The sequence below is a fragment of the Nostoc sp. genome (genome assembly GCF_036917355.1).
In the GTDB taxonomy this organism is placed as follows: domain Bacteria; phylum Cyanobacteriota; class Cyanobacteriia; order Cyanobacteriales; family Nostocaceae; genus Nostoc.
Map to the genome: position 1 here is coordinate 1 of NZ_JBALDP010000028.1, position 25,437 is coordinate 25,437.

The 25,437-nt window shown below is 41.4% G+C and carries 24 protein-coding genes and 2 pseudogenes; 11 read left to right on the forward strand and 15 right to left on the reverse strand.

The window, feature by feature from the left end:
- Positions 1-1,630: 1,630 nt before the first annotated feature.
- The 3 genes from V7K53_RS08150 (at position 1,631) to V7K53_RS08160 (ending at position 4,031) form a co-directional block, all read left to right on the forward strand.
- The gene (locus V7K53_RS08150; protein ID WP_289798878.1) at positions 1,631-1,807 is read left to right on the forward strand and encodes a CopG family transcriptional regulator; all 177 of its coding nucleotides are present in this window, start codon (positions 1,631-1,633) and stop codon (positions 1,805-1,807) included.
- 278 nt (positions 1,808-2,085) lie between these two features.
- Complete coding sequence (gene zds / locus V7K53_RS08155; protein ID WP_335197056.1) at positions 2,086-3,525, forward strand: 9,9'-di-cis-zeta-carotene desaturase; 1,440 nt, start codon at positions 2,086-2,088, stop codon at positions 3,523-3,525.
- A 62-nt stretch (positions 3,526-3,587) separates the two neighbouring features.
- The gene (locus tag V7K53_RS08160) at positions 3,588-4,031 is read left to right on the forward strand and encodes an SRPBCC family protein (RefSeq protein ID WP_292786899.1); all 444 of its coding nucleotides are present in this window, start codon (positions 3,588-3,590) and stop codon (positions 4,029-4,031) included.
- Positions 4,032-4,704: 673 nt separating this feature from the next.
- Here V7K53_RS08160 and V7K53_RS08165 read toward each other — a convergent pair.
- The 5 genes and pseudogenes from V7K53_RS08165 to V7K53_RS08185 form a co-directional block, all read right to left on the reverse strand.
- A pseudogene (locus V7K53_RS08165) lies at positions 4,705-4,908 on the reverse strand (type II toxin-antitoxin system HicB family antitoxin); the annotation flags it as partial.
- On the reverse strand, positions 4,901-5,113 hold the full coding sequence (locus V7K53_RS08170; RefSeq protein WP_229484349.1) for a type II toxin-antitoxin system HicA family toxin: 213 nt from the start codon (positions 5,111-5,113) through the stop codon (positions 4,901-4,903). The gene V7K53_RS08170 and the pseudogene V7K53_RS08165, both read right to left, overlap by 8 nt.
- 152 nt (positions 5,114-5,265) lie before the next feature.
- Positions 5,266-5,502, reverse strand: a complete 237-nt coding sequence (locus V7K53_RS08175) for a 2Fe-2S iron-sulfur cluster-binding protein (protein WP_289798882.1) — start codon at positions 5,500-5,502, stop codon at positions 5,266-5,268.
- Between the two features lie 86 nt (positions 5,503-5,588).
- Positions 5,589-7,073, reverse strand: coding sequence for a cobyric acid synthase CobQ (cobQ, locus tag V7K53_RS08180; RefSeq protein ID WP_335197057.1), 1,485 nt, complete (start codon positions 7,071-7,073; stop codon positions 5,589-5,591).
- 277 nt (positions 7,074-7,350) lie between these two features.
- Positions 7,351-7,755 carry an Npun_F0494 family protein gene (locus V7K53_RS08185; RefSeq protein ID WP_335197058.1) on the reverse strand — a complete coding sequence of 135 codons (405 nt, stop codon included), beginning with the start codon at positions 7,753-7,755 and terminating at the stop codon, positions 7,351-7,353.
- A gap of 194 nt (positions 7,756-7,949) precedes the next feature.
- Here V7K53_RS08185 and V7K53_RS08190 point away from each other — a divergent pair, with 194 nt between their 5' ends.
- A complete protein-coding gene (locus V7K53_RS08190) occupies positions 7,950-8,390 on the forward strand; it encodes a peroxiredoxin (protein ID WP_099101976.1) in 441 nt (146 codons plus the stop codon).
- A 65-nt stretch (positions 8,391-8,455) separates the two neighbouring features.
- Here V7K53_RS08190 and V7K53_RS08195 read toward each other — a convergent pair whose 3' ends face one another.
- The 5 genes from V7K53_RS08195 to V7K53_RS08215 form a co-directional block, all read right to left on the reverse strand.
- Positions 8,456-8,854: a hypothetical protein gene (locus V7K53_RS08195; protein WP_335197059.1), complete on the reverse strand. Its 399-nt coding sequence runs from the start codon at positions 8,852-8,854 to the stop codon at positions 8,456-8,458.
- A gap of 39 nt (positions 8,855-8,893) precedes the next feature.
- Positions 8,894-9,781, reverse strand: a complete 888-nt coding sequence (locus tag V7K53_RS08200; RefSeq protein WP_335197060.1) for an ABC transporter permease — start codon at positions 9,779-9,781, stop codon at positions 8,894-8,896.
- A gap of 121 nt (positions 9,782-9,902) precedes the next feature.
- Positions 9,903-10,922 carry an ABC transporter ATP-binding protein gene (locus V7K53_RS08205; protein WP_335197061.1) on the reverse strand — a complete coding sequence of 340 codons (1,020 nt, stop codon included), beginning with the start codon at positions 10,920-10,922 and terminating at the stop codon, positions 9,903-9,905.
- A gap of 135 nt (positions 10,923-11,057) precedes the next feature.
- Complete coding sequence (locus V7K53_RS08210) at positions 11,058-12,041, reverse strand: choice-of-anchor A family protein (protein ID WP_335197062.1); 984 nt, start codon at positions 12,039-12,041, stop codon at positions 11,058-11,060.
- Positions 12,042-12,236: 195 nt separating this feature from the next.
- Positions 12,237-13,706 carry an aminotransferase class I/II-fold pyridoxal phosphate-dependent enzyme gene (locus V7K53_RS08215; RefSeq protein WP_335197063.1) on the reverse strand — a complete coding sequence of 490 codons (1,470 nt, stop codon included), beginning with the start codon at positions 13,704-13,706 and terminating at the stop codon, positions 12,237-12,239.
- Positions 13,707-13,792: 86 nt separating this feature from the next.
- Here V7K53_RS08215 and V7K53_RS08220 point away from each other — a divergent pair, with 86 nt between their 5' ends.
- Complete coding sequence (locus V7K53_RS08220) at positions 13,793-14,500, forward strand: M15 family metallopeptidase (RefSeq protein ID WP_335197064.1); 708 nt, start codon at positions 13,793-13,795, stop codon at positions 14,498-14,500.
- Between the two features lie 5 nt (positions 14,501-14,505).
- On the opposite strand, the gene V7K53_RS08225 is transcribed toward V7K53_RS08220, so the two are convergent.
- Both V7K53_RS08225 and V7K53_RS08230 read right to left on the reverse strand, forming a co-directional pair.
- Positions 14,506-14,979 carry a TspO/MBR family protein gene (locus V7K53_RS08225; protein WP_335197065.1) on the reverse strand — a complete coding sequence of 158 codons (474 nt, stop codon included), beginning with the start codon at positions 14,977-14,979 and terminating at the stop codon, positions 14,506-14,508.
- Between the two features lie 90 nt (positions 14,980-15,069).
- Entirely contained in the window at positions 15,070-15,543 is a 474-nt protein-coding gene (locus tag V7K53_RS08230) for a TspO/MBR family protein (RefSeq protein ID WP_322638266.1), read from the reverse strand.
- A 163-nt stretch (positions 15,544-15,706) separates the two neighbouring features.
- Between V7K53_RS08230 and aroH the strand changes: the two are divergent.
- The 5 genes and pseudogenes from aroH to V7K53_RS08255 all read left to right on the forward strand — a co-directional run.
- Positions 15,707-15,997 (forward strand): annotated as a pseudogene (gene aroH, locus V7K53_RS08235) (chorismate mutase); the annotation flags it as partial.
- Positions 15,998-16,095: 98 nt separating this feature from the next.
- Positions 16,096-16,596 (forward strand): DUF6756 family protein, encoded by a 501-nt coding sequence (locus V7K53_RS08240; RefSeq protein WP_335197066.1) that lies wholly within the window; start codon positions 16,096-16,098, stop codon positions 16,594-16,596.
- An 87-nt stretch (positions 16,597-16,683) separates the two neighbouring features.
- Positions 16,684-17,235 carry an opioid growth factor receptor-related protein gene (locus V7K53_RS08245; RefSeq protein ID WP_335197067.1) on the forward strand — a complete coding sequence of 184 codons (552 nt, stop codon included), beginning with the start codon at positions 16,684-16,686 and terminating at the stop codon, positions 17,233-17,235.
- Between the two features lie 111 nt (positions 17,236-17,346).
- On the forward strand, positions 17,347-17,922 hold the full coding sequence (locus tag V7K53_RS08250) for a Uma2 family endonuclease (RefSeq protein ID WP_335197068.1): 576 nt from the start codon (positions 17,347-17,349) through the stop codon (positions 17,920-17,922).
- A 275-nt stretch (positions 17,923-18,197) separates the two neighbouring features.
- Complete coding sequence (locus V7K53_RS08255; protein WP_335197069.1) at positions 18,198-19,379, forward strand: serpin family protein; 1,182 nt, start codon at positions 18,198-18,200, stop codon at positions 19,377-19,379.
- A 170-nt stretch (positions 19,380-19,549) separates the two neighbouring features.
- Here V7K53_RS08255 and crtR read toward each other — a convergent pair whose 3' ends face one another.
- A complete protein-coding gene (crtR, locus tag V7K53_RS08260; protein WP_335197090.1) occupies positions 19,550-20,440 on the reverse strand; it encodes a beta-carotene hydroxylase in 891 nt (296 codons plus the stop codon).
- Between the two features lie 381 nt (positions 20,441-20,821).
- Between crtR and pyk the strand changes: the two genes are divergently transcribed.
- The gene (gene pyk, locus V7K53_RS08265) at positions 20,822-22,591 is read left to right on the forward strand and encodes a pyruvate kinase (RefSeq protein WP_335197070.1); all 1,770 of its coding nucleotides are present in this window, start codon (positions 20,822-20,824) and stop codon (positions 22,589-22,591) included.
- A 104-nt stretch (positions 22,592-22,695) separates the two neighbouring features.
- Here pyk and V7K53_RS08270 read toward each other — a convergent pair whose 3' ends face one another.
- Positions 22,696-24,480 (reverse strand): M61 family metallopeptidase, encoded by a 1,785-nt coding sequence (locus V7K53_RS08270; RefSeq protein WP_335197071.1) that lies wholly within the window; start codon positions 24,478-24,480, stop codon positions 22,696-22,698.
- A gap of 167 nt (positions 24,481-24,647) precedes the next feature.
- Positions 24,648-25,331 carry a Crp/Fnr family transcriptional regulator gene (locus tag V7K53_RS08275; protein ID WP_099101639.1) on the reverse strand — a complete coding sequence of 228 codons (684 nt, stop codon included), beginning with the start codon at positions 25,329-25,331 and terminating at the stop codon, positions 24,648-24,650.
- Positions 25,332-25,437: the final 106 nt, after the last annotated feature.

Sequence of the window (25,437 nt, forward strand, 5' to 3'; positions counted from 1 at the left end):
TCTGTGAGGCTGCTAGAGTATGGCATTACTACTTTATACAACTTTTGCGCTCACTTTACTTCAACACAGTAAAAGATGTCAAATGGGTTCTATAGGCAGTCTTTTAGTCCGAGGCAGAGCGTTTCCGGTTCCACTCAGTCTTCGTCATCCGCCTACCTATCAGGGCGCGGCGCTTTGTAATTGAATATTCATGTATGTGTCAATACTCATAAGCGACCAATCATGAGAAGCTAACTTTACCTAAATTTCATGAAGTACCTGTATTCTCATCGTTTTCTAGTCATTTTATGTAACTATTACTCAGTATAAATAACTACAAAAAATTAAAAATTTATCTACAAAGACTGCTTGAATCAAACCTAACTGATGCACTTAGAGATTGGAATCTTTTTTTTAACAAGTTTTTGAGTTTAGCATCCTGTTATATATCAATATCATTAAGCAAAAGTTCAAATGCATATATTTTTCTTTGTAATTTTTTTATAAAGGATGAAAAATAGCTTAGTTAGTGTCTAAATGAAGATTATTTAAAGTGCGTAAATAATAGCTATAATAAACACACTGCCGAAAAAATTAAAATATACGATTCTTTTTATAGGTGTACTTACCAGATAAAAAAGTAGTTGTAATCAAAATTTTATTGGCAGTAATTTATCTCTTGGCTTAGATATGAGGAAAAGATTTTATGTCAAACTTCTAGCGCCCTGCTTGGCTAAAAATGATTTATATAACATCCAGATAGATGAACACTAAAAATCGCAAAAAATTGCTGATTTTAAGGCAAGCTAAATCTCTAAAATGAAGATAAAAAATATGCAAAATTTCATTGCATTCTGACGATAATTTATTGTAAAAGTATGAAACAAAACTAAAATATTATTATCGGCAACAGTCAAGTAACATCACATAGATTCTGGATTAATTTGTCTGTGTGAAATTACAGGTATTGCTGTCAAAATTTACTAAGATACTTGGCAATTTACACTCAGTAGACTGAGCGTTATCCCCTTTTTCTGGCTACTATATTGGCACTGAAAAGCAATCAGCTTGATCGAGGTAAGCCAAAATTCATAACTGTTCAAGTAGCTCTTAACTTCTTGGTTACAGTATGGTTACAGATAAGTGTTTGTCGCTTATTTGCCTACTAACAAGAGTGACTATTCACGCTCTATACACACCACTCTAACCCGCCTGTAAGCCAGAATTTCAGCATGATAATGATTCTGAAGCTTTATTTTTTGGGGTTCTAGCAGATGCTCTCTCTAAGCAGGTTTGGTGAACTTAGTTAAGAGAGAAGGTCAAATGCTTTCAACAGAGAATAACTTTGGAAATCTTCATTGAGTCAATGGTAGGTGTCTCGAATTCCTTTATAAAAATTCATTGTCAGGCTTTACTCATGCTGTTAGTAGGGTTATTATCTTCAAAAGCAACTATGTGCTATTTATGCTGTCACAATAGTAACAAATAAAGTGTAGTATTTTGATTTTTTTAGAAAATGATCAATCCTTTGACAAAACAAACATTTTTAATATTAATGGTATTACTTGTTTCCTGAGACAAACTCTGATAACCTTATCGGTTCCCTCTTTAATTTAGACTCTTTCGACCAGTTAAATATACAGCAAATAGCATGATAATGACAAATAAAAAATGGGCCGTTAAACGCATAACAGTTAATCTCGCAACGCAGGAAGCGGAAAAACTAGAAAAATATTGCCAACAAACAGGTAGACCTGCAACTGATGTGATTCGTGAACTGATTAGAAGTTTGCCTGTCTCTGACGACAACAAAGATGCAAACAACTAAGAAGTTAATTTCACAACATTATCCAGAAAACAGCTTTGCCAACAAAAAAATATCTCTGATACTTTTGAGACTCCGTCGCTATGGACAAAAGTTTGTCTAGATGATACAGACGCGTTTTTATCGCGTCTGGTCATTTACCGGGATTAATAAAAAGTAATCAAAGAAGTTTTAGTATCGATATTGGCAAGCCTTAATATGCTGCTAGAGTTGATATTAAGTAGCAAATTCCGACACCAACCCAGTTACAATCTGTAAAGAAACTGAAAAGGAACGACGGAATGCGTGTTGCAATCGTAGGTGCGGGACTGGCTGGGCTAGCAACCGCAGTAGATTTAGCTGATGCTGGTTGTGAAATAGAGATTTTTGAGTCTCGTCCGTTTGTCGGCGGTAAAGTTGGCAGTTGGGTTGATGGAGATGGCAACCATCTAGAAATGGGGTTGCATGTATTTTTCGGGTGCTACTACCAACTATTTGACTTAATGAAAAAAGTGGGGGTGTTAGAAAACTTACGCCTCAAGGAACATACCCACACTTTTATTAATAAAGGGGGGCGCACTGGTGCTTTAGATTTTCGTTTTATTACAGGTGCGCCTTTCAATGGCTTAAAGGCATTTTTCACAACTTCCCAACTATCGTTGCAGGATAAATTGCAAAATGCGATCGCTTTGGGTACTAGTCCGATAGTTCGCGGATTGGTAGACTTTAATGGGGCGATGAAAACTATCCGCAATTTAGATAAAGTTAGTTTTGCCGATTGGTTTCGCAGTCATGGTGGGAGTAATGGCAGCATCAAGCGGATGTGGAACCCCATTGCTTACGCATTGGGATTTATTGATTGCGAAAATATGTCTGCCCGTTGTATGTTAACCATATTCCAGCTATTTGCAGTTAGAACTGAAGCTTCAGTTTTGCGAATGCTAGAAGGTTCTCCATCTGAATATTTACACAAGCCGATTCTGGAATATCTGGAAGCTAGAGGCACCAAAATTTACACGCGTCGGCAAGTTCGGGAAATTCAGTTTACTGAGTCAGCCGAACAAACCCGTGTCACTGGTATAGTAGTTGCCCAAGGTGATGCAGTAGAAACGATCGCTGCTGATGCTTACGTTTTTGCCTGTGATGTTCCAGGAATTCAACGCATCCTACCCCAGGAGTGGCGTAAGTGGTCAGAATTTGACAATATTTACAAACTGGATGCAGTGCCAGTGGCTACAGTGCAGTTACGCTTTGATGGTTGGGTAACAGAACTGAATGATGGAGAACAACGTAAACAGCTAAACCATGCGGCTGGAATCGATAATTTACTTTACACAGCCGATGCTGACTTTTCTTGTTTTGCCGATTTAGCGTTGACTAGCCCTGCTGATTATTATCGCCCAGGACAGGGATCTTTGTTACAGCTAGTGCTGACACCGGGAGATCCGTTTATTGCCCAAAGTAATGAAGCGATCGCACAGCATGTTCTCAAGCAAGTCCATGAACTTTTTCCCTCGTCGCGGGAGCTAAATATGACTTGGTACAGTGTTGTAAAGCTTGCTCAGTCTCTCTACCGAGAAGCGCCAGGGATGGATGCGTACCGTCCCAACCAAAAAACACCAGTAGATAATTTCTTCCTTGCCGGCAGTTATACTCAGCAAGACTACATCGATAGCATGGAAGGTGCTACTATTTCTGGACGACGTGCGGCAAAAGTGATTTTGGAAAGTTTCAAGAAATAACGAACTCCAAAGAGTGCCAAGAACGCGATCGCAAAGCATCTCGTAGAGAAGGAAAAAGAGAAATGCCAGACTGGTTAGAGCATACTGTGCAGGTAGAAGTAGAGGCTCCCATAGATTTAGTATGGAGCCTCTGGTCTGATTTAGAGCAAATGCCCCGGTGGATGAAGTGGATTGATTCAGTGAAAATTCCGCCAGATAATCCAGATATATCTCTTTGGAAATTAAAAACTGGCAGTCTAGAATTTAATTGGCAATCCCGAATTCTCAAAGTTATTCCCAACCAAATTATCCAATGGGAATCCGTTGATGGTTTGCCAAATCAGGGAGCGATTCGCTTTTACGATCGCCACAATAGTAGCATTGTGAAAATGACTATTTCCTATGCTATCCCCGGCATTCTTGGCAAAATTATGGATAACTTGTTTTTGGGGCGAATAGTTGAATCGACAATTCAAGCTGATTTGGAAAGGTTTAAAGAATACGCGCTGAATGTTAAAGCTAATTGATATTAGATATCGAAAATAGGCAGTAGGAATATTTAATATTTTATTTCTTACTGCCTAAGAAGAGTTAGGAGTTATCAGTCCAAGGTCTTTCAACACTAATACCTTCTTTTACTGAGATTAATCCGTCATTTACATCAAGTAAATTCTTGATACTAAGTGATTTATTATCAACTATAAAAGGTATACTAATTACGGTAAAAATTGAGGATAATATTCTTGCTTCTTCAGTTAGGTTTCTAAAATCATCAAGTTTATTGATAAAAGTTTTAGCTATAAAACCATCTTTATGTTTGTGCAGTTTTAATCTTTCAGCAGTTGCATAATCATTTATCTCTGAATGATTAGAACCAATAAACCATGTACCATGTATAATATCATTTCGTTTGTCTATTAATTTTTGAAACCTCTCTAAAATATTTGTAATAATTCCTAATTCTTCTTGATCAAAAAATCCTGATATATAGATTAAATCTTTAAATTTCTCTTTAAGATGACCAGCTGTTTCTTTATATAGAAAAAGTCGTGCAATATTTTGATTGTTTAAACCATTTTTCTGAAGTAAAAATATAGAAGTTGTTTGAACTGCAAAACATATATGTTCAAATTCAACAACGAATTCTCCTATCGCATGATAAATTTCATTAATTTGATTTTGCTTTTTTTCGTTTGTTTCTACTGTTGGTTCTGGAAGTGGATCACCTACAGCTTCGTAAGCAATAATTAGAGACTCTAAAGCTTCAATTCCATTTGCCACAGCTAACTCGTAAGTATCCCCATGAGTCCGCCAGCGTTGTCCTGGAAAATCAGGGAATCCTACTAAGAAGCAATCATCTTCGTCAGACCATTGAATAATCATTTGGTACTTAAGCTTACTCATCTTTTTCTTTCCCTTCTACTTCTTCAATTGCCTGTTTGACTTCCTTCTCTTGGTAGCGTTTAGCATCTGCTCCGTCTTTGCCTGAAATCGTGATTTTTCCACTATAGAGGGGATGCACCCAGTTAGTATGACTTCCTTTTCCTGGGACTTCTGTAAAACCTACTTGGGAAAGCATTTGCTTCAGTTCCCGGATTTTCTTTGGCATCAATTTTCTTAAAAAATGCGATTGCCACAGTAAAAAACAATGGTTTAAATATTCCTTGCTGTCTATCCAAAAGCATCTAATCATTGATTAGATTTTTGTTTATGCATTGAGTTGTTTTACTATACTAGTCCTTGTCAATAACAGGACTGAGATTACCAAGTTGGATCGCTAAATAAATTAATCGTCAATTCCTCGCGTGGCGGTACTCCGGTAATACAAGCGCGAACAATCTCTCCATCCTCTAATTCGACGGTGCAAGCGTGACAAGACCCCATGAGACAACCGGTGGGAATAAAAACCCCAGCCCGGTCTGCTACATCTAAGAGGGCTTCTCCCACTTCGGCATCTACTGTGACATCATCTGGTAAAAAACGGACACGAACAATCATCAATATTACGCTTTTAATAGAGTTGTCATTTGTCAGTTGTCCTTTGTCCTTTGCAAATGACTAATGACATTTCAACGCATTTTAGCTTAAGACAAAAACAGGCTTAAGTCTAAATGGCTTTCAACTTCAATGGCTAGAGAGTCCAAAATCTGCTCTCGCTGTTCTCGATAGTTAGCAACACCGGTAGGCAAAGATTTTAAACCCCGCTGTTGACGGAGGCGATTTAACCAAGCCCGTCGCCAAGGGCCATTGTCAAAAAGCCCGTGCAGGTAACTTCCCCAAACTGATTGACAGCTATCTACTAACCCTAAATTAATATCATCAAATAGGGCATGGTACGATTGGGGATCTATGCCTTGCTGTTCGATACGCGATCGCCCTTGGTGGATTTCAAAGCCATTAACTGGTAAACCTTGTTGGGGATAATTTGAGCTAACTTGGCGCTGACGGGCAATTTTTTGTCCTGTAATTACAGTTCTGATTGGTAAAAGATTTAACCCTTGAAATCTGCCCGCTTGTCCCTCTATCCCCTCTGGGTCGGCGATGATTTGACCGAGCATTTGATAGCCACCGCAGATACCTAAAACCGTTCCCCCAGAAGCAGCGTAGTTTTGGATAGCTTCTGCCATACCGCTTTTTTGCAGCAGTAGCAAGTCAGCAATTGTGGTCTTTGTACCTGGGATAATCACGGCATCGGGATGTCCCAAATCTTGCTTAGGACTTAAGTACTTAATTGAAACTGTACTTTCTGATTCCAGTGGGTCAAAGTCGGTGAAATTGGCAATTCTTGGTAAGCGGATGACGGCAATGTTGAGGTCAGTTTGGGCTTTATTCGTGGACGATTGACGTTCTAGCAGGTCAAGAGAATCTTCTGCTGGAAACATTTCTTGTAAGTAGGGTATAACACCGATAACAGGGATACCTGTGCGTTCTTCTAACCATTTTATCCCCGGATCTAAGAGCGATCGCTGCCCTCGAAACTTATTAATTACTATACCTTTAATTAAGGCACGTTCATCTGGTTCCAATAACTCTAAGGTTCCAACGACATGAGCAAAAGCACCACCCCGATCAATATCAACTACTAACATGGTTGGTGCATTTAAATGTTTTGCTACCCGCATATTAGTTAAGTCACGGTGCTTGAGGTTAATTTCTGCTGGACTACCAGCACCTTCACAAACCACTAAGTCAAATTCTGTTCCTAAATGCTGTAGCGATTCTTCAATTGTCCGCCACCCCAATTCAAAATATTGCTCGTAGTAATCTGAGGCACTCACTTTACCTACAGACCTACCTTTAATAATTACTTGGGAAGTCATATCCCCTTGAGGTTTGAGTAGAATTGGGTTCATTTCTACCCAAGGCACTACTCCCGCTGCCCAAGCTTGTACTGCTTGAGCATAGCCAATTTCTCCACCACTGGCGGTGACATAAGCATTTAAAGCCATATTTTGACCTTTAAAGGGAGCCACTCGCCAACCACGCCGCGACAGAATGCGACAAATAGCTGTAGTTAAAAGTGATTTCCCTGCATGGGATGTTGTCCCCACTACCATAATTGATTTCATAGTTGCTATCACTTAGTTTTTCAAGATACAGAGTTAATTTTTAGGAGCGAGCAACAGGGGAGCAGCACTTCGGCTACGCTCAGTGACCGAGGTAGCAGTAAGTTTTTCCCCTCTGCCCCTCCGCTCCTCTGCACCTCTGCCTCTTGTGCCCAATGCCCACTATAACCATCACAAATTCTACTTGGATGATTATGGTAAAGACTTCATGAATAGATATGATGTTTCCGTGTATATTGTTCCCTTTGATTCCCTAATCCTAACTCTTGGATTTTTTATTCTAAAAAGGTATCCGTAACCAACGAATCACAGCATCATAGAAACGATCGCGCCATGAAGGAGTACGCCAATTTTTACCCTGGTACTGTTCCACTAACTGGCGTCCCAAGGGAGTGAGACGAAAACTATCTGTAATTCCCTGACCATCGACCTCTCGGCGCAATACACCTACTTGAATCAACCAGCCCAAAGCGTTATCACAGGCTAATTCTGATAAAGGGCGTTTAGTATAGCCCTGCTTGAGTCCATTTTCCAGAGCGATCGCAGTTACTGATACACTCTGATGGCCCATCACTTCAAATAAAGATACATTAAAAGGCGAACACACTAGCGATCGCTCGGCTCTTTCTACTGTGCTTTGAGGATAGACAAAAATATTTGGGTTTTGGGAATCAACAGCAGGCATCGTGTATGGGTATAAATTTTTCTTCTAATAAAGATTAATTTAATAATATATTTTTTCTCGTACTAAATACCCCATTAAACCAAAATTAGTTACCTAAAGTATATTTATCCTATTTTTTAGTAATTATATTTAAACATTATAAATTAATGTAAAATTTCAAGTGCATCAACAATCTGAAACAGGAAAGGTTAATTATGCCTCTAGCAGTTGGTACGGATGCACCTGCATTTACCGCCAAAGATACAAACGGCAACACAGTCTCGCTATCTGATTTTGCCGGGAAGACAGTTGTTTTGTATTTTTACCCCAAAGATGACACGCCAGGCTGCACCAAACAAGCCTGTAGTTTTCGGGATGCCCAGTCTCAATATCAAGGTAAAGATATTGTCATCTTGGGCGTCAGTGCAGATGATGAAGTCTCCCATCAAGCATTCACCCAAAAATATAATTTGAATTTTCCCCTACTGGCTGACAGCGACAAATCCCTCATCAAAGCTTTCGATGTGGATGGTGGTGGTTATGCCAAGCGCGTCACCTACGTAATTGACCCCAGCGGCAAAATTACCCATGTTGACAGTGCTGTAAATACCACCACCCATGCTAGCGATGTTTTAGCTGCACTTGGGCTGATCTGATAATTCAGGATTTTTTAAATGGTCTTAGCCCCAAGCCTTTAGAGGCTTGGGGTTCTTTGTTTGATTCAGTTACCTGATGGTGGTGTCACCAATGGCGGCGTAACTGATGGTTGTGTAACCGTTGGCAAACTGAGGGTTGGTTGCTGTTGTTGACCTTGAATTAGTTTTTGTTGCCTTGCTTTAAAGGCTGCTGCTGCTGAGTTTAGTTCTTCGTTCTGTTGGTTAGAATCCCAGTTGAGAGTCCCGAAATTTGCCCGATGAATCAGATCAAACATATTGAAATTGTCTGAGTTGGAACGGGCGAAAGGATCGGTATTTTGGTCTGTTGTACTATTGCTGGGGAAAGCATCGGCTGGGCTGCTGACTTGAGCCGAACTTGGTTGAGCCACAAGCAAGGAAGCAAAGCTAATTCCTGCTACTGTAGCTACAAAAAGTCTAGTAATTTGTAAAAATGGTTTTTTCATGGGTTTTGACCCTACCTAAAATTTATCTATTCTATCTTTTTAAGCCAGAGTCCGCCGCAGTTGGGGTTGAATACTCAGCAAGGCGACTAGGGCAAAGCCAAACAACACCAGTAATGCTCCCCCAAAGGTAACATCGCCCCAAGGAGCCTGCATCACTACACTACCTAGTTCCCAATTACTGTGGAAATAGAGATAGCGAATGGGTTCGATCGCATAACTGAGAGGATTTAGAGTAGCTACAATTTGCAACCACTTAGGCATGAAAGATAGAGGTGCTAAAGCAGTACTAGCAAACAATAACGGTAGGTTAGTGACAAAAATCACTGCAATCAATTCAATGTGTCCGGGTAGAGCGAAAGCTAAACCGAGGGAGATGGCTGTTACACCCAAAGCTAAAAGTAAGACAATTAGAGCGATCGCACTTAAACCCGCTACATCGGGTAGTCCAGCCCCTAAGAATGCAGCTGCTGCTACAATCACCGCAGCTTGCAGCAAACTTTGGCTGATGATAAAGATGGCTGAGGCAAAAACAATGGAAAATCGCGAGGCTAACGGTGCTACGAGCAAACGATTCAAAAAGCCGAATTCGCGGTCAAACATTACAGGTAAACCAGCATTTAGCGCCCCGGCAAAGGCTGTAAACACAATGATGCCAGCAGCCAAAAATTGACCGTAATTTGTTGTATTGCCAAATATACCCTTGGGAGCATTTTGGAACAAAGCACCAAATAGCACTAACCACATTACTGGTTGAATAATTCCAGCAACTAAAGACGAGGGACGGCGTTGCAACTGAATAAACAAGCGACGAGTTAAAGCCAACGTCTCTTGTACCAATTCACCGAAAAAGTTAGGTGCAGTATTAGCATCTGCTTGTGGCGATGCTAATGGTTGCCAATTGATATCAGACTTAGGAGTAACACTCATAGCAATTTTGGATTTTAGATTTTGGATTTTAGATTGGGCACAAGAGGCAGAGGTACGGAGGGGAAAAACTTACTGCTACTTCTCCCCTGCTCCTCTGCTCCCCTGCTCCCCTGCTCCCTAGCTATCTCATATTCTGCTTCTTTTCAGCTTTGGGATCGCGGGTGGCGACAGCTGCGAGTTCTGCATCCAATAAGGTGCGTCCTGTGGCAGCGAGATAAACGTCATCGAGGCTGGGGCGAGATTGGGCGATGCCAAATATGGGCAAGCCAGCGGTGTTCAGCGCTTGCTGTATGTTAATGAGAACATCATTTTGAGGTGTCACTACCAAGTTGAGTGAATTACCTTGAGCGCTGTTGATGATGACTTCTTGGACAAAAGGCAAAGGTTTCAGGAGGTTTTTAGCTTTTTCAGCTTCCTCAACGGGGGAAAACTCGCGGATTCGCAAGGTGATGCGATCGCCCCCTACTTGATCTTTCAATTGCGAAGGTGTACCACTTGCAATTACAACGCCGCGATCTATAATTGCCACGCGATCGGCTAAAGCGTCAATTTCTTCTAAATAATGGCTGGTAATTACTACCGTCGTCCCAGAGGCACGTAATTTTCTTAGGAAATCCCATACCACAAAACGGGTTTCTATGTCAAGTCCTACAGTTGGCTCGTCCAATACCAGAACATCCGGTGCATGGAGCAATCCAGCAGCCAAGTCTAGGCGCTTGCGTAAACCGCCTGAGTAGGTTCCTGTCTTTTTGTTGGCGTATTCTTGCAAACCGAGTAAATCTAATACCGTTTCAATACGCTGTTTGGCTACTGCGCCTGGAAGGTGATAAAGTGCTGCTTGCAATTGCAGCAGTTCTTTTCCAGTCAACACCTTATCTATAGCGACTTCCTGAGCTACATAGCCTAGTCGTTGTCTTGCGACTCTGGGATTATCTAACACAGAGATGCCAGATACTTCAATTTTGCCAGCATCCGGTGTGGTCAGCGTACACAAAGCACGCAAGGTAGTAGTTTTCCCAGCACCATTGGGGCCAAGTAAACCAAAAATTTCTCCTGGTTCTACCTGAAAGGAAACATCCTGGACGGCAACCACTGTACCGTAATGTTTTTGCAGATTTTGAATTAAAACGGCGGGAGCCATGACAGCCGATCCCCAACTATACAAATCTCAATAAAGTCTATCTTTATTCTAGAAGGTAGAGAGCAAGGAAATAGCGCATAGAGCGAAAATCTGTCAAAAGTTCGCTTCATGCGCTATGCTGCCAAAAATTTTTAATTATTCTAAACAAGTTGTTTGATTGCGTTTGTAGCGAAACAAACCAAATACTACAGCAATTAATCCTAAACCTGGAAGAGTTGCAGGCTCTGGAACCTGAATACGAGTGGGAGGCTTAGGCGGATTGTAGTACCTCGTTGGGACATCTGGCAGATCCCCATTAAATAGATAGTTGTGAGACTCACCATTTCCTGTCAAAGAAGCTACCACTACATTGCCGTTAACTTGACCGTTATTGAAATTTAAATTAGCCAAAGGTGCAAGAATACTACCTTGGATGCCAATTCCACTAGCAGTTATATTTGTCGCTTCATAAAAGTTGTAGATTACCTTTTGTTTATCTGCGCCAATGATATTAAACCCAAAGTTTTGTAGTGACACATCCTTACCGCTGATATTGACAACGATAGTTGAATTTGCGTCCCCTTTAATTTCAAAATAGTTTGTCTTAGAGACAGATGAGCCTGCAAGATTAAAAACATTGAAAGCAGTACCACTACCACTAAGGTTAATAGCACCCCAAGGTTGAACTGTTGTGTTACCAGTAGGAGTCAAGGTTGCCAAATATTCAGATAGTCCTCGCAGTTGTTTCCCTGCTTCATTGAAGTCGATGGGATTACCTTGGCTGAGAGTTCCTTGGGGAAATCCCACATTGCTGGATACATTGGCGCTGCCTCCATAGACAGCATTACCGTGGTAGACTTGACCGTTACTTAAAGTTAAATTCTGTCCAGCGACTACTACGTTGCCGCTATTGCCAGAAAGTCTGCTTCCAAGTCCGCCGACGAAATTGATATTACCGCCAGCAGCAACTTTTCCTTCGATATCTGTATATTTTTGAGAGATATCTCCCAAAACAAATACATTGTAATCAGAGGCAGCGCCTAACTCAACTGCATTCGCTCTTGCTGAGAAACCCAGCGCTAGAGTGAATACAATCGGAGCTGTTACTTGCCCCCAAATATAATAGGTTTTTGATTTCATCTTATAGTTTAGGAATCATCAAGATGATCCTATGGTTATCAATCAAAGATTGCACTAGTCTACTAGCTATTTTTATTGAAGTTTCACATTAGTATAAATACTGTATATTTTCCCCTAACTCATTTTAAAAACCGCACATTTACTATTGACTTTATCAATTAGACTTTTATGAAGAATAATCCAGTAGTTATAAGGTTATTTCACAACTTTCAAACTTTTGAGGCTAATGTCATTGCAACCGCTGATAAATCCACCCATAGCCTGAATTTGTTGTAGGTATTCAAGGACTGATTTGGTGATGACTTCTCCCGGCATTAACACAGGAATCCCTGGAGGATAGGGACAAACAATTTCAGCACAGATGCGTTTATTGGTTTGTGTCAAAGGTAGTATTTCACTGACAGCAAAAAAAGCTTGACGGGGAGAAAGTTGTAAAGCATAATCTAATGTTCTGTCTAGATTTAGCCAAACCTGGTTTTTAACAGTCAAGTTGCTTCGTCGATATTCTTTGGCGAGGGTGGTGAAACCTTGCACTAATTGTTCAATATCGGCTGGGATGTTGCCCAAACTAATGATAAAGGTGAGATGTTGCAGTGAGGCAAATTCAGCAGTAACGGCAAATTTTTCATCGAGAATTTCATCTGCTTCAAATCCGGTTAAACCTAAACCAGAAACAGTGACAGTTAGTCGCGTTTTGTCTAAAGTTACAAAGCCGGGAGATCCCGCCAACTGAGGCATTTCCAAAACTGATAATCCAGGAATTTGACTGATTCTGGTTCTAGCTTCCTCAGCAAGTTGCAAAGTGCGAGACATCAGCATTTTTCCGTGGAGTGCCATTTGTTGACGTGCTGCATCTAAAGAAGCTAAAAGTAAATAACTAGGACTGGTAGACTGTACGAGCTGCAAAGCTTTACTGATGCGATCGCAATCAATCCTGTTACCTTGAATGTGCAGCATCGATGCCTGTGTCATTGCACCAAGTACTTTGTGGATAGATTGTACAGTTAAATCTGCACCTGCGGCTAAAGCTGGAGTGGGTAATTCGGGATGAAAGGCAAAGTGTGCGCCGTGTGCCTCATCTACAAGTAGAGGGATATTATATTGATGTGTGATGTTGGCGATCGCACTCAAATCTCCACAAACACCGTAATATGTTGGATAAACTACCAACACTGCTTTGGCATAAGGATGCTGTTGGAGTGCAGATTGTATAGCATTGGGCGTGATGCTATGGGCAATATCTAAAACTGGATCGTATTCAGGATGGATAAAAATTGGTATTGCACCAGAGAGAATTAAACCTGCGATCGCCGAAGAATGCACATTGCGAGGCAGAATAATTTTATCGCCTGTGTCACAGGTAGCGAGAATTGCCGCTTCAATCCCACAGGTAGAACCATTGACAAGGAACCATGTTTGCAAAGCACCAAATGCTTCAGATGCAAGTTGTTGTGCTTCTTGAATAACGCCTTGGGGTGCAAAGAGATTATCTAAATCTGCTAATTCAGTTAAATCAGCGCGAAAGACGGCTTTGCCAAGTAAATCAGCCAAGGGTTGAGAAACTCCCTCACCTAGCTTATGTCCTGGAGTGTAAAAAGGCGCATGAGGTCTTGCTGCATTGGCTTTTAAGGCATCTAATAAAGGTGTTTTGTTTTGATTGAGCATTTAATAATTCGTAATTGGAGGTACAAGAAAGTTAAATTTATTAATATACATAAATAAATTACGAATTAAGAATTACGAATTATCGCATGAGACCTTATCATCAAATCCCAATTTTTGAGTGTGGTGAACCGCTAATAGCAATTCCTTTAGAATTGTTTGCGGTGGAATCTCCTCATCCTTATGAAAAATTAGGTGCGCCTTATGGCGATCGCTCCCCCTATTATCTCCGTCAAAGCGTTATTGAAAATTTGATCCAAGCGCAAAATTATCTTAATCTTCTGCATCCTAACTGGCGTATCCAAATTTTTGATGCCTATCGCCCGATCGCAGTCCAGCAGTTTATGGTAGATTACAGCTTCGCTCAAGCAGTGCAGCATAGGGGATTAACTGATGTGGAATTATCCCCAAACCAACGCCAAGAGGTTTGGGAAGCGGTTTATGCAATTTGGGCTGCACCAAGTTTAGATGAAAAAACTCCGCCTCCTCATAGTACTGGTGCAGCAGTAGATGTAACGCTAGTAGATGATGCAGGACAAATAGTAAATATGGGTTCGCCCATTGATGAAATGTCAGAGCGATCGCATCCAGATTATTATGCAAATAGCGATCGCTCTGAAACGCAAAAGTATCATACTCATCGTCAACTATTGCGAGATGTAATGTTAAAAGCCGGCTTTCAACGCAATCCTAGAGAATGGTGGCATTTCTCTGTCGGCGATCAAATGTGGGCTTGGCTGAATAATCAATCTAATCCAGCCAATCCTGTCACAGCACGTTATGGACGGCTTGTATAGATGCGTTATGCATCTTGAGGATTCAGTTCTTTTAATTCGTCGGTAGTGTAAGTACCAATGGGAGTCCAAACTAGATAGGGAAGGAGTAACAGCGCCGCCATTAAAGAAATCGGTAAAACGCAGATTGCGAGAACAACACCTGAAATCAAACCGATTAGCCCAAGAATTTCCCCAACTTTGAGACTGCGAAACCTGAGCATTATAGGTATGTAGGCGACGGTGATAATTTCCACCAAAAGATACAAAGCCATTAATAGCCAAGTAATTAGGCTTCCGGGATTTTTTTCCCAGACAATATAAGCTGAAGCTGCACCACTGATAAAAATCACAGTCCAGATGAACGGAATCAGCGGTTCAAAAACTAGCCAGCGAGGGCGACTTAAATTTGCAAACCATTTAACATCACGCGGCGTAATCAAGAAACTCCCAAGGGCGATGAAGAAAGTTACAGCCCCAATTATTATCCAAGATGGAATCATAATGCACTCAAGTTTTGTGTATTTTGTCAAGTCATACACTGCAAGTTTGACAATTTAGGCTATATCTTTAATCATTCTCTGGGGCGATTCTTAGGCATCTTGAGGATTGAGACGGATCATCTGCCAAGTGGTATAAGTACCAATAGGACTCCAGAGCAAATAAGGAACTAGTAATAGGGCTGCCCAACCAGAAAAACCTAAGACTGCAAGTATCAATAAAGCACTAATAATCAAACCTGTACCACCGAGAATTGTGCCCACTTTCAGACTGCGAAGCTTAAACATTACAGGTGTATAGGCAATGGTAACAATTTCTAATAGCAGATATAAACCCATGATTAACCAGGTTGAGGTGCTTCCTGGGTCTTTTTCCCAGACAATATAAGCTGACCAAGCACCGCAAATAAATATTACAGTCCAAATAATCGGAATTGCGCCCTCAAAAGTTAGCCATCTCGGTCGTTGTAAACGCTTGAACCATTGGCGATCGCTAGGCGTAATCACGTTCGCGGCTAAAGCAACCAAGAAAGCCACGCCCCCAATCACCATCCAAGATTTAATCATGCCCGTTAGTCCTTTACAAGCGCTATCTATCGCTTAATATCACTCTTTATAGTGTGATTTTGTCAATTTAATTGCTAATTACTCATCATCCCTGAGTTTGAACCCTTCACATCGTTTGGTAGGATTTTAAATTATGGGCATTGGAAATAGCACAAAAAGTAGAAAGGACATGATTCGTGTGACTTTTTTAGTGACACGCGATTTGAATGCTATTTTTCCAGATGCGATCGCCAGAGCGCGTCCTGGTTGGGATAATGTAGCAATGTTTGGATGTGCAGCAAATGCAGGTTGAAGGTAGTTTACAGCGCTGCATTCGGTTCTTAATCCACGCCTATCTGCCAGCCTCCGCCTCAATTCATCATATCTATTTACGCAACGTCGCTAGCTTGCGTCCTGACTGGACTTTGCCCAGCTTTTACAAGCATCACAGCCAGTAGTGAAGTCAAAAGTGTAAAATACTCATATTAATAAATAAAAGCGAACTGCTAAGAACTCCAAGAAAACTAATCGTCATCATTTATAGAGAATTCGTATTAGAGCGATGTAGATTTTATGACTCAACGCTTAGATTTCAGAGTAGATATTGAAGAAGCCATAAAAACGCTAAACCTTTCTTGCAATGATTTCAGGTTAGTTAGCCTTCATGAATACGAACAGATATTGGTGTCAATTCTTGAGCGATTCACAAGCTTGGGTAAAAAAGGACTAAATTATTCCTATTGGTGGAGTTCATTCAAAGAACCGTCTTGCTCAATTCATCTCGAATATGCACCTGACGTTTTGAAAGAACTTGTACCTTTAGAAGAAACAGTGTGGTTTGTGGCTGAAGACTGGAAAAGAACTAAAAAGCATGGTAATTTTTGGCTCTATGAGGGCGAGATCGCGGTAATTGCCGATCTAATAGGAGAAATGTATGGGTTTGAATATTACATAGTCTCGAAAAAGTTTGAGTGGCTACTGGGCGAAGATCGTCACAGAGTATTAATTGGTGTTGGGCAGTCTATGACTGAAAAGATACAATACTTAAAATCAAATTGTGAAAACGTCAAATAGGTTCAGCATTTTAAAATTTTATTCTAAGGTCATTGGTTAGGCGATCGCGCCCAAAATCAAGATGTTGATTTGTGAAGGGAGTTTGCAATGAATCATCAAAAACAACTCAGTGCAATGCTTGTTCCATTCTATTTAGGGCACCAACAAGATTCAAAAGGTCGGACAATTCAAGAGATGTGGACTTGGGATTTTGAAGAATTGGAGTGTACCCATGATTACATTCAGTGGTTGTTCCCTTTAGCTGAGAGAAGTGCATTCAATTCTGATGCACCCATCGTTGATGAGGAAGTAATTCAAGCATTTCAAAGCAACCCACAGCTACGTCAGAATTTGCTGCGTTCCTTCACAGTAATGCTTAAATTTTATGGGTTGCAACGCCACCAGAGTAATGACGGAAAAATACTTGTTAGCCAGTCAGAAGACTATTTGAATCGTAAACGCGAATGGGTCTGTATATTTCACCACAATTATCTTCGTATCACCCGTATATTAAAGTGCTTGATAACATTTGGATTGGAGAATGAAGCCCAAGCATTTTATGAATGCTTGCGGGAAATCTACCGTGAGAATAGCGATCGGGTTGGAGGTGAAACATTTCAGTATTGGACAATTGCAGTCAAACCAAATGCGACAATGTAACAGCAAGCCTTAAATCGACCAATCACACTTCCCCATACTACAAGCCAATGTCCAATTCCTCATGATTTTTTGAGTACTACCTCAAAAAAACCTTTATTTAAAAGTTGCGCGATGACACAGACAACTAGAGAGCATCTGTATTCTTTTGAAGAATATCTCGCTTATAACAATAGTACTGATAGCCGTTATGAACTGGCGGATGGGAAACTAGAACGCATGAATCCGCCAACTTTTAGACATTTACTACTTGCTAAATTCCTTGAACAGACATTTGACACAGAAATCAATCGCTTGAGTTTACCTTGGCTATGCTTTAGAGAGGCAGGGGTAAGAACGGGATGGCGAAAGTCAAGATTGCCTGATGTTTATGTTGTAAAAGCTGAACAGGTAATGGAATTCCTTGATGAGTCTGCTGTTTGTCAGTCTGCGCCGATATTAGTAGTGGAAGTTGTCAGTCCTGATTCCGTAAAACGCGATTATCGATATAAACGTTCTGAATATGCAGCGTTAGAGATTCCTGAATATTGGATTGTAGATCCAATAGAGTCAAAAATTACGATTTTATTGTTTTCAGAAGGATTGTACGAGGAACAAGAGTTTAGCGGGAGTCAGCAAATTGTGTCTGCAACTTTCCCAGAAATTGCACTTACAGTTGAACAAGTGTTGTCTGCGGGTAATGTTGGTTAAAAAATAGACCAGTTTTTAGATCATTTTCCTAGTGTCAGCCGTGAGCAAGCGATCTTATGCAATAACTTTATTCTTTTTGGTGAGAATCAATTCCAGCCGACGGATTTTACAAACATCACAGCCAGCAGTTAAGTAAAAAGCATAAAATAATTACGTAAATTTTAGGTAATAATAATTACATAATTTCTGATTGCAGTGGTAAAGTTCAATTTAGGCGATCGCAACTTATTACAGTCGCTTATAACTGTGTGAAAAAATTTTAAACCAGTCCGAAGATGAAAGATTCTCCTATAGAAGAAGTTAATCCAGACATCGAAAGTATTGTGAAGGGAAACACTGCTTTCGCTCTTGATTTATATGAAAGACTTAAGCCAACGGAAAACAACCTATTCTTTTCCCCATACAGTATATCTTTAGCATTAGCTATGGCTTACGCTGGTGCTCGTAAAGATACAGAAAGGCAAATAGCTCAAGTTCTCCATTTCACATCGGGGCAGCAACAACTTCACCAAACATTTGCTTGCCTAGAAATGGAATTAAAAGCAGTACAAGATTGGTCAGGAATTCTGTTGCGAACTGCCAATTCACTATGGCCCCAAACAGGATACCCTTTGCTTAAAGAGTTTTTAAACCTCGTAAACAATTATTATGGGGTGGTAGTTACTGCCGTCGATTATCAGAAAGATCCAGAAGCAGCAGAAAACATTATTAATGCTTGGGTTGCAGAAAAAACTCAGGATAAGATTCAGAATCTGATTCCATCAAATTCTCTCAATGAATTGACACGTCTGGTCTTAGTCAATGCTATTTATTTCCAAGGAGACTGGAAAAATAAGTTTGACAATACCCTTACAGAAACAGCTCCATTTTGGATAACATCTGCCAAAAAGATTCAAGTGCCTATGATGGAGCAGCAGGAGACATTTGGGTACAAAGAAACCGAGGACTTACAGGTTCTTCAGTTGCCCTACGTTGGCAACGATCTATCAATGCTTGTTCTCTTACCCAAACAGATTAACGGACTAAGGGAACTTGAAGACAACTTAACCCTGAAAAATCTGGCGAATTGGATAGAGGGACTTCAGGAAAGAGAGGTTCGTGTATTTCTGCCACGTTTCAGAGTCAGTTCTCAGTTTCAATTAAATGAAACTCTGATTGCGATGGGGATGAGAGATAGTTTTGATGAAAATAAAGCTAATTTCTCTGGTATGGATGGCAGAGAAAATGGGTTTTGCATTGGAGCAGTTGTCCATCAGGCTTTTGTTGACGTAAATGAAGAGGGTACTGAAGCCGCAGCCGCAACAGCTGTGGGGATGGTAAATTTATGCTTGTCTGAGCCACCTTTACCAGTACCAGTTTTCAAAGTCGATCGTCCATTCATCTTTCTTATTCGTGAGAAGATAACAGGAAGTGTCCTTTTTCTTGGGAAAATAGTCAATCCTGAGGAGAGTTTGTAACCTTTTATTTATAAGTCCCTAAATTAACCATCTATCTTAGCGATCGCACTCAGTTGACAATGAAGGCTAGCCTTGCTCACGATAGACTTTATACTTTTATCAACTTCCCAGTGCTAGCCATTCCTTTGAGTAGGTGCAGCCCATCGTAAGCATCGCTCTATGCAAAAACTCTATTCTTTTTGATGATGAAATCTAATCCCTAAAAAGATGTCGTAAACAAACTCAAAAAAGTCCTTTTTCTGCAACAATCCTGAAGTTTGATAACATCCTTTTTCATCTAACAGAGGCTTTATCACATAGTATACAGGCTGATAATTATACCAAGGAATAGAAGGCCACAAATGATGAATTAAGTGGTAATTCTGTCCCATAATCAGGATATTGAGAACTTGGTTCGGGTAGACACGAGCATTTTTCCAGCGATCGCGCTCTGCAAAAGGACGATGGGGTAAATAGTCGAAAAATAATCCTAGTGCTATGCCCACCACAAAAGCTGGTATAAACCAAAAATTGAGAATGTAACCTAAAAAGTGGTATTGCACTGAGATATAAACAATTACCCCGATAATTAAGCGGCTGATGAACCATTCTAATAGCTCATATTTACGCCACAGTCGCCGTTGAAAGAAAAACACCTCGTGGTACAAAAACCGCACTGCAATCAGCCACAGTGGCCCACCCGTAGAGACATAATGATCTGGGTCGTCTTTAGGATGATTAACATGTCCATGATGCTGTAAATGCACCCGCGTAAAGACTGGAAAAGCAAAAGCTAGCATCAACGCACTGCCATGCCCTAACATCGCATTCATCACCCGGTTGCGATGAGCAGATTGGTGACAGGCATCATGAATTACTGTTCCAGCACAATGCAAAGCCATAGTATTAACGCAAAAGCATAGCCAGTGCGGCCATTCCCAAAGCCAGTAACCAAAGTTGGATAACACCAGCATGGATACAGCTACAGAAAACAACAGCAGCGTCGGATTGAAATCACCAGGAGGCGCTAAAAATTCCTTGGGTGGGATTGTCAGTGGCTTTTGTGCCTCCGATGCGATCATCTCTAACATTGACTCCTTCTTAAGCAGACATTACGAATATACGATAAATATTATTGAATAATAAAGTTTTGCAAATTTTTGTATAGCAAGATTTATCCACAGCTTTGCATATCAGCAGATGAATAACGCTATGATTCCAGACGAAGCCTAGTCTTTACTGATAAGTAGGGTATGACAATCGGCAAGAAGTTAATGGAATAAACTCCTTCGTTCGGAGGATGGATACAAGATTGATGTACTATATCTAGTCTATCCCACAGCCCCCACTCTCCCATAAACCCTCATCTAACTGCTTATATCTTATTGGTATAGCAGTGACTGAAAAGGAGATGCCACTTAAGTTACGATGACTTCCCAGATAGCTCCCTAACTTCAGCCCCTATGCAATTACGAGATTCTCTGCGCCGGACAAAAATTGTCGCTACTATTGGCCCCGCCACTAGCAGTCCTGAAATGCTCAAGGCGATTATTGAAGCGGGAGCCACGACGCTGCGGCTAAACTTCTCCCACGGAACTCATGCCGACCATCAGCGTAGTATTCGCTTAATTCGGCAAACCGCTTTTGAATTAAATCAGCCAGTGGCTATTCTCCAAGACTTGCAGGGCCCAAAAATTCGCTTGGGGAAGTTTGACAATGGGTCTATAGTTTTAGCAAAAGGCGATCGCTTCACCTTGACAAATCGTCCGGTGGTAGGTACGCAAGAAATTAGCTGTGTCACCTACGATTATTTAGCCGAAGAAGTTCCAGTCGGGGCAAAAATCCTCCTTGATGATGGACGAGTAGAAATGCTGGTGGAGGAAATTAACCGAGATAAAGGTGATTTGCATTGTCGTATCACCGTGCCTGGTAAACTTTCTAACAACAAAGGCGTAAACTTTCCTGGCGTTTACCTGTCAATTAAGGCAATGACCGACAAAGACCGAGAGGATCTAATGTTTGGTCTAGATCAGGGTGTCGATTGGGTGGCACTTTCCTTTGTCCGCAATCCCCAGGACATGATTGAAATTAAAGAACTAATTTCTAGTACAGGCAAGCAAGTGCCAGTGGTTGCCAAAATTGAAAAGCACGAAGCCATTGAACAAATGGAGGCGATTCTGGCTTTGTGTGATGGCGTGATGGTTGCCAGAGGCGATTTAGGGGTGGAATTGCCAGCGGAAGATGTTCCGGTACTCCAAAAGCGGCTAATTGCGACAGCAAATCGCTTGGGGATTCCGATCATCACTGCCACTCAGATGTTAGACAGTATGGTGAGCAATCCCCGTCCTACTCGTGCTGAAGTATCGGATGTGGCAAATGCGATTTTAGACGGCACAGACGCGGTGATGCTCTCCAACGAAACCGCCGTGGGTAGCTTCCCTGTAGAAGCAGTGGCGACGATGGCGCGAATTGCCGAACGTATGGAGCAGGAAGAAGCCCAACACCTAAACCTACGTTCTGTCAGAGATGCTCGACGCTCCATTCCTAATGCGATTAGTCAAGCTGTCGGTCAAATTGCCGAACAACTAGGTGCAGCAGCAATTATGACCCTAACGCAAACGGGAGCAACAGCTCGCAATGTCTCTAAATTCCGTCCTCACACACCGATTTTGGCAGTGACACCCCATGTAAATGTGGCGCGGCAGTTACAGATGGTGTGGGGAGTCAAACCGTTGTTGGTGCTAGGATTACCTTCCACTGGTCAGACATTTCAAGCTGCGATTAACGTGGCTCAGGAACTTAAGTTACTGTCTCAGGGTGATTTAGTAGTGATGACGGCTGGTACACTCCAGGGTATTTCTGGCTCTACAGATTTGATTAAGGTAGAGGTGGTGACGGCAGTACTAGGTCACGGAATTGGACTGGGACAAGGTTCAGTAAGTGGTCGCGCACGGGTGGCTAATACAGGGATGGATGTGAGTAACTTTAATCCCGGAGACATATTGGTTGCATCCCGCACTAGTGCCGATTTTGTTGAAGCAATTCGGAAAGCTGCCGGGATTATTACTGAAGAAGAAAGTCTCACAAGTCACGCGGCAGTAATTGGCTTGCGTCTTGGTGTACCAGTAATTGTCGGCGTGAAGCAGGCAACGCAGGTGATTCGAGATGGGGCGATTATAACGCTGGATCTGCAACGGGGTTTGATTTACTCTGGGGCGGTGAGAACGGCTTAGAAGTGGGGATTGGGGACAGAAGAAGGGAATAGGGTACAGGTTACAGGGTACAAATTATTCCCTGTCACCTGTAACCTCTTACCTAACCCCACATCCCACTCCCTTTATGAAACAGTTGCGATCGCAGCCCCAAGCCATCCAGCAAAGTTTTGTTGCTGTTTGGAGTTAGGATGCTCAACAGGCTTTACTTGATATCTAGTTGGACGTGGGGATGTGAGGGTGATGGAATAAATACGCAGTTCGTCTTGGTGGAAAACTGCGACTTGGATGGTATCGTTTGGTTGATAATCTTTCAGGCGATCGCTTAAGCCACCCGCCGTTATCTTAATCCCATCAATTGCTAACAACTCATCACCTGCATCAATTCCTGCTATTTGTGCAGGTGAACCAGTCTCCACAAACTTAATAATCTCGCGCCCATTTTCTGTATTTATTCTCACACCCAGGTAAGGTTCTTCCTGCTGTTCGGCTACCAACTGTAAGCCAAAGGGTTCTAAATACTGATTGAAAGGCAAATCATCAGTACTATCAACGTAGCGTTTAAAGAAATCAGTCAAATCGATTCCGGCAACAGATTCGATAACTTCTTGCAACTGTTCTGGGGTATAGCCAATTTCATCTTGCCCAAATTGCTGCCACATTTTCAGCATCACGTCATCAAGGGAGCGCTGATTGTTGTGAGTAGAGCGAATCAGCAAATCCAGGAGCAACGATACCATTTCTCCTTTTAAATAGTAAGAAATTTGGGAATTACCGCTATTGGCATCTGGACGATAGAGTTTTATCCAGGCATCAAAACTTGACTCGGAAACTGGTTGTACCTTTCGCCCCGGTGTCATTTCATATCTGGTAATTTCCTTACCTAAGTTATTCAAATACGACTTAACATCATAAATTCCCGCCCGCAAAGGAATTAACAAGTCATAGTAACTAGTAGTACCTTCACAAAACCACAATGATGGTGTGTAATTTTCTTGGTCGTAATCAAAAACCTCTAATGCTTTTGGGCGAATTCGCTTGACATTCCACAAGTGAAAGAACTCGTGTGCAACTAATTGCAGAAAGCGATCGTATTTTTCCTGAGCGCGAAATCCGAAACGTTGGTAAATTAAGGAGCAAGAGTCTTTATGCTCCAAACCGCCAAAAGCTTGGCTAAATAAATGTAGCAGAAACACATATCGTTTATATGGCAAACCGCCAAACATCTGCGCTTCTACCTGAATAATTTTTTGGATATCAGCAATCAACTGCTGGGCTTGGTAATTACCTTGTCCCCAGATTGCCAATTCATGGGGTTTTCCTAATACCTCAAATTTATACAATTGGTGGGAACCAATCTCAAAGGGAGTATCCACCAGAGTATCAAAATCGTTAGCCAAGAAAGTATTCGTTTTCTCTGCAACGGGTGGTAAGGCAGTAGTTACATGCCATTCCAGCTGTGGTGGTACGATAGTGACGCGAATGGGTTGCTTATCCCAGCCAGGTATTCTAAAAAATAGTGCCGCACCATTAAAATAACCGTGGGTGCTATCTAAGTGATTTGTTCGTACCGATAGCTCATTGGCAAAAATGCGGTAACGTACAGTTAATTCTGAAATACCTATTTTTTCTATCTGCCAGTGATTTTTACCGAGCTTCCGCCAAGTTAAAGGCTTATTCTCTGCAAAAGCCTCAAAATCCTGTAAACTCTTTGCGTATTCCCGGACTAAATAGGAACCGGGTGTCCACACTGGCAGTTTTAAATCGAGAATCGGTGAGGAATAATCGACAAGGTGTAAAGTAACCTCAAACAGATGGGTTTCTGGTTGGGACATTGCCACCAGGTAATGAATCGTTGGCTCAGTTTCTTGGGCGTAGGTGTTGGGGCGAGTTGCTGTTGCTTCAGTCATTTTGCGTGCTGAGTTAATAATCAATGGGTAATTTTCCCATCATGACAAATTTGTTTTTAACATCGCACACAAACCGTCTTTCATTCGTCATCATTCCAAATCTCTAGCGTTAAACTTACCAAGAAACAGGTTACGCAGACTATCTTATAGAGAATCGGATAAAAAAATCACACTTTGCCAGCCAAGTTCATCAACTGTTTGAAGTTCACAAGATAAGTAATGTTGTTGGCACTATCAATCTTTATCCACCCTTTTTCATGCAGCTTTTCCATGATTTTGGTGGTTTCTTCAACGCCGATTTCTGTCACCTCTGCTAAATCTTTGAAGGGAATGTTAAAAATTTCTCTTCCTAAGTCTGATTCTTGACCATAGCTTTCACCCAAAGTCACTAGAGTATGAGCGAGTTTAACTGCTGGTGGTGAAGACCGCATTTGCAAGCGCACGTTAATTTGCCGCAATCGCCTTACCATCAGTTGCAACATGCGGTGATGTAACTGCGGGTCTTTGAACAATATTTGAATAAACCGCTCTCTGGAAATACTCAGCAACTTCACGGGTGAAAGGGCAATGACATCAGTTGAGCGTGGAGATTCATCCAAAATTGCCATTTCTCCAAAAAAATCTCCACGCCCAAAAATTGCCAGAGCTACTGAATCTTCCCCGACGGTACGCCGGACTTTGACCCAACCAGAAACCACGAAGTAAACGGCGTTACCCCAAGCATCTTCCATCACAACGGCTCGCCCAGATGGGTATTCATGTTCAATTGCAACGTTGAGTAGCCATTCCAATGTCTGTGGATTGGCTGTACTCATTAAGGGGAAAAGTTCACTAAAAACCTCAGTTAACATGAAATATTTGCAACAATAGGATTTAAGAGGGGGAAACGAACTTTGCTACTATTAAGTTTGTTTAAACCGTAATCTTACTCAGAATACGATCGCAAAATTTGTATTT

What these genes read in the sequence shown, in the direction of transcription:
- V7K53_RS08150 (WP_289798878.1), top strand. Translation starts at nt 1,631, where the DNA reads ATGATAATGACAAATAAAAAATGGGCCGTTAAACGCATAACAGTTAAT.
- zds (WP_335197056.1), top strand. Translation starts at nt 2,086, where the DNA reads ATGCGTGTTGCAATCGTAGGTGCGGGACTGGCTGGGCTAGCAACCGCA.
- V7K53_RS08160 (WP_292786899.1), top strand. Translation starts at nt 3,588, where the DNA reads ATGCCAGACTGGTTAGAGCATACTGTGCAGGTAGAAGTAGAGGCTCCC.
- V7K53_RS08170 (WP_229484349.1), bottom strand. Translation starts at nt 5,113, where the DNA reads ATGCCAAAGAAAATCCGGGAACTGAAGCAAATGCTTTCCCAAGTAGGT.
- V7K53_RS08175 (WP_289798882.1), bottom strand. Translation starts at nt 5,502, where the DNA reads ATGATTGTTCGTGTCCGTTTTTTACCAGATGATGTCACAGTAGATGCC.
- cobQ (WP_335197057.1), bottom strand. Translation starts at nt 7,073, where the DNA reads ATGAAATCAATTATGGTAGTGGGGACAACATCCCATGCAGGGAAATCA.
- V7K53_RS08185 (WP_335197058.1), bottom strand. Translation starts at nt 7,755, where the DNA reads ATGCCTGCTGTTGATTCCCAAAACCCAAATATTTTTGTCTATCCTCAA.
- V7K53_RS08190 (WP_099101976.1), top strand. Translation starts at nt 7,950, where the DNA reads ATGCCTCTAGCAGTTGGTACGGATGCACCTGCATTTACCGCCAAAGAT.
- V7K53_RS08195 (WP_335197059.1), bottom strand. Translation starts at nt 8,854, where the DNA reads ATGAAAAAACCATTTTTACAAATTACTAGACTTTTTGTAGCTACAGTA.
- V7K53_RS08200 (WP_335197060.1), bottom strand. Translation starts at nt 9,781, where the DNA reads ATGAGTGTTACTCCTAAGTCTGATATCAATTGGCAACCATTAGCATCG.
- V7K53_RS08205 (WP_335197061.1), bottom strand. Translation starts at nt 10,922, where the DNA reads ATGGCTCCCGCCGTTTTAATTCAAAATCTGCAAAAACATTACGGTACA.
- V7K53_RS08210 (WP_335197062.1), bottom strand. Translation starts at nt 12,041, where the DNA reads ATGAAATCAAAAACCTATTATATTTGGGGGCAAGTAACAGCTCCGATT.
- V7K53_RS08215 (WP_335197063.1), bottom strand. Translation starts at nt 13,706, where the DNA reads ATGCTCAATCAAAACAAAACACCTTTATTAGATGCCTTAAAAGCCAAT.
- V7K53_RS08220 (WP_335197064.1), top strand. Translation starts at nt 13,793, where the DNA reads ATGAGACCTTATCATCAAATCCCAATTTTTGAGTGTGGTGAACCGCTA.
- V7K53_RS08225 (WP_335197065.1), bottom strand. Translation starts at nt 14,979, where the DNA reads ATGATTCCATCTTGGATAATAATTGGGGCTGTAACTTTCTTCATCGCC.
- V7K53_RS08230 (WP_322638266.1), bottom strand. Translation starts at nt 15,543, where the DNA reads ATGATTAAATCTTGGATGGTGATTGGGGGCGTGGCTTTCTTGGTTGCT.
- V7K53_RS08240 (WP_335197066.1), top strand. Translation starts at nt 16,096, where the DNA reads ATGACTCAACGCTTAGATTTCAGAGTAGATATTGAAGAAGCCATAAAA.
- V7K53_RS08245 (WP_335197067.1), top strand. Translation starts at nt 16,684, where the DNA reads ATGAATCATCAAAAACAACTCAGTGCAATGCTTGTTCCATTCTATTTA.
- V7K53_RS08250 (WP_335197068.1), top strand. Translation starts at nt 17,347, where the DNA reads ATGACACAGACAACTAGAGAGCATCTGTATTCTTTTGAAGAATATCTC.
- V7K53_RS08255 (WP_335197069.1), top strand. Translation starts at nt 18,198, where the DNA reads ATGAAAGATTCTCCTATAGAAGAAGTTAATCCAGACATCGAAAGTATT.
- crtR (WP_335197090.1), bottom strand. Translation starts at nt 20,440, where the DNA reads ATGATCGCATCGGAGGCACAAAAGCCACTGACAATCCCACCCAAGGAA.
- pyk (WP_335197070.1), top strand. Translation starts at nt 20,822, where the DNA reads ATGCAATTACGAGATTCTCTGCGCCGGACAAAAATTGTCGCTACTATT.
- V7K53_RS08270 (WP_335197071.1), bottom strand. Translation starts at nt 24,480, where the DNA reads ATGACTGAAGCAACAGCAACTCGCCCCAACACCTACGCCCAAGAAACT.
- V7K53_RS08275 (WP_099101639.1), bottom strand. Translation starts at nt 25,331, where the DNA reads ATGTTAACTGAGGTTTTTAGTGAACTTTTCCCCTTAATGAGTACAGCC.